We start from the raw sequence: 2,816 nt of genomic DNA, 5'->3' as shown, positions 1-2,816 counted from the left end.
CCTTAGTATAATCAGCTTTCATAGCTTCTCTGATTCTATGAGTCATAAACCAAGCCGATTTGTAGGTAATGCCAAGCATCCTGTGAAGCTGGTGGCTACTTATCCCTTTCTTGCTCGAAGCCATAAGGTGAAAAGCCAAGAGCCACTTGTGCAATTCGATATGGGAATCTTCAAGAATGGTCCCCATTTTGACGGTAAAGGGCTTGCGGCAAGCGTTGCACTGGTAAAGGCCGGGGCAACAGTGGTGGGCTCGCCGCCGCTCAGATCGCCCGGATTATCCGGTTACCCGGCATGTGATGCCCAGGTACAATCGCTGGCCAAAACGCTTTGGGGGCAGACAGGCGAATCTGCGACTATTACCACCCGCCGTTACGGTTTGGGCCAGGTTATTTTTGGCGGCGAACTGGATAAGCAGATCAATGACCTGTACCCTGAATACGAACTTACCGCCGCTATTTTAAAGCAAATGCAGGTACATGCGGATTTTGAGGCAGATCAGGCGGTACGGTATACGCACCGAAGCTCGGCGGGATGGGATATTTATTTTGTTGCCAATAAAACTGCCGATCCGGAGAAAACGAAAGCCGTTTTTCGCAGTGCGAAAGGCGCGCCCGAGCTTTGGGACGCCATCACCGGCGAAATGAGAAAGCTTCCGCAGTTTAAAGTGGAAGGATCGCAAACCAACATCACTCTTCAATTTGAGCCCTACCAAAGCTATTTTATTGTATTCCATACCGGCCGCGTGGCAAAACCAATCGCAAATAAAGATAACTTCCCGGTGTTTAATAAAATTGAAACCCTTAGCGGCCCGTGGCAGATTTCGTTTGATCAGAAAAGAGGCGGCCCGGCAAAAACAACATTTAACGAGCTTTCCGACTGGACAAAAAGCCCTGTGGAGGGGATCAAATATTATTCGGGCATAGCGGTCTACAAAAAGGAATTTAACCTGCAGGCCAACGTTTCCATCGCACATGGAAAGATCTACCTCGACCTTGGCGACATCAAAAACCTGGCCCGCGTAAAACTAAATGGCAAAGATCTTGGCGTAATATGGACCGCCCCCTGGCATGTTGATATCAGCAGCGCAATAAAACAAGGTAATAATCAACTGGATATTGAAGTGGCCAATTTATGGGTAAACAGGCTCATAGGCGATGAAAAATTACCGGACGACGGTATCAAAGACGATAAATGGCCCGACTGGTTAATTAAAGGCCTGCCGCGACCTTCAGGCAGGATCACCTTTTCAACCTTTCATCCTTACAACCAAAATTCACCCTTATTTAAATCAGGGTTATTGGGGCCGGTTACCCTACAACAAAGCTCGTTCTGATCAATCCTTAGAGGCTCAAAAGTACTTAAGTATAAAACACAACCGAATTTAATTTGTCATTGTGGTCTTTGTGAAACCTTAGTGTCCCTGGTGGTTAATTTTTTTACCACAATGGGCACTAAGATTTCACTAAGGCCACGAAGAGTTGACTGTGGCAAATTGTTATTTAGTTTTGACCGTTATTTCCCGACTTTTGATACCACTTCCTTTTTTACCAGGTAGCGTTTGGCAAGCCAGTTTCGTACGGGCTCGTCGTAAAATTTAAGGCAGGCCCAGGCAATGGTAATACTGCTGATCATCAACAACAGGCCAACAAAAAGGCCATAGCCGCCCAACTGTATTTTATTGTCGACTACCCATGCGGTATACCAATAGATGAGTGGATAATGGGTGATATAAAGCGGGTAGGAGATGTCGCCCAGGAACTTGCATATTTTAATGGCGCGTCCTCCAATTATTTTGCCGCCGGCCCCGATAGAAACGATCAGCGGGAACACCAGAACAATCACTACAGATTCATATACACCATTCATCCAAAGATGGCCGGTGCCGCCAATCCTTGGGATGGCTAGTACAGCAACAATCATCAAGCTGCAAACCGTAAACGCCCCTTTAATGTGGATCAGCTTCCCGGCGCGGCAAAGCAATACCCCTGCAAAAAAAGGATAAAGCAAACGTGCGAAACCTACATGGAGCTGGGTTTTATCAAGGCTCCATCCGCCGATCACATCGCCCTGCGGGCCCATAATCAAATATTGCACCAGGAAAATAGCAGCCAGGATAACAAATATACTCAACAGCGTTTTTGAGAACTTGCGGATAAACAAAGCGTATAGGATGTTGGCGATATATTCAAAAAACAGCGACCAGGCGGGGCCGTTCAGTGGGTGCATTTCCTGCCAGCCGCGGATGTCCGCCGAAATGGGCAATGGGATCAGGGTACAGCCAACCAGCATTACCAGCAACATTTCCCATACCGGTGTTTTACCGATCATCGGGAAAACTACAGCACTTCCCTGGAAATAAAAAAGCGCCGCACCAATCAGCGAACCCATAATAACCATGGGTTGCAAACGGATAAGGCGCCGCTTATAAAAGTCCCACTGGCCCATTTTACCCCAGCGGTCGTCATAAGCATAGGCTACCACAAATCCCGACAGGAGAAAAAAGAAATCGACCGCCAAATAGCCGTGATTGATCACCTGGATAAAGCGATTGCCGCCGGTAAAAGTTTCCATCACATGAAAGGCGATCACCAAAACGGAGGCTACGCCGCGCAGTCCGTCAAGGATTTCATAATGTTTTTTTGAATCAGGCAATACAGCAGTTGTACTCATTGAGCAGGATAATAATTATAATTGGATGAAGGCAATTGTTTTGGTTGATAATCCGTGTTCGCCCAGGGGAACAAAACACGCCCTGAAAAATCGGTTTTATTTATCGTAAAAACAAATGGATTGTAAAAATAAGCCCCTTTAAATTG

At 46.7% G+C, this 2,816-nt stretch carries 2 protein-coding genes and 1 pseudogene; 1 reads left to right on the top strand and 2 read right to left on the bottom strand.

What is annotated here, in order from left to right:
* Window positions 1–232, bottom strand: a pseudogene (locus QZY09_RS09685) (IS1595 family transposase); the annotation flags it as partial.
* Between QZY09_RS09685 and QZY09_RS09680 the strand changes: the two are divergent.
* On the top strand, window positions 161–1,333 hold the full coding sequence (locus QZY09_RS09680; RefSeq protein ID WP_295671731.1) for a glycosylhydrolase-like jelly roll fold domain-containing protein: 1,173 nt from the start codon (window positions 161–163) through the stop codon (window positions 1,331–1,333). The pseudogene QZY09_RS09685 and the gene QZY09_RS09680 overlap by 72 nt on opposite strands.
* 179 nt (window positions 1,334–1,512) lie before the next feature.
* Here QZY09_RS09680 and QZY09_RS09675 read toward each other — a convergent pair whose 3' ends face one another.
* Window positions 1,513–2,670: an acyltransferase gene (locus QZY09_RS09675; protein WP_295671728.1), complete on the bottom strand. Its 1,158-nt coding sequence runs from the start codon at window positions 2,668–2,670 to the stop codon at window positions 1,513–1,515.
* Window positions 2,671–2,816 lie beyond the last annotated feature (146 nt).

The organism is uncultured Mucilaginibacter sp., from assembly GCF_903913935.1.
Lineage (GTDB): Bacteria > Bacteroidota > Bacteroidia > Sphingobacteriales > Sphingobacteriaceae > Mucilaginibacter.
The sequence above is the reverse complement of the archived record's forward strand: the minus strand, read 5'-3'. Positions and strand labels throughout refer to the sequence as shown.

What these genes read in the sequence shown, in the direction of transcription:
- QZY09_RS09680 (WP_295671731.1), top strand. Translation starts at nt 161, where the DNA reads ATGGGAATCTTCAAGAATGGTCCCCATTTTGACGGTAAAGGGCTTGCG.
- QZY09_RS09675 (WP_295671728.1), bottom strand. Translation starts at nt 2,670, where the DNA reads ATGAGTACAACTGCTGTATTGCCTGATTCAAAAAAACATTATGAAATC.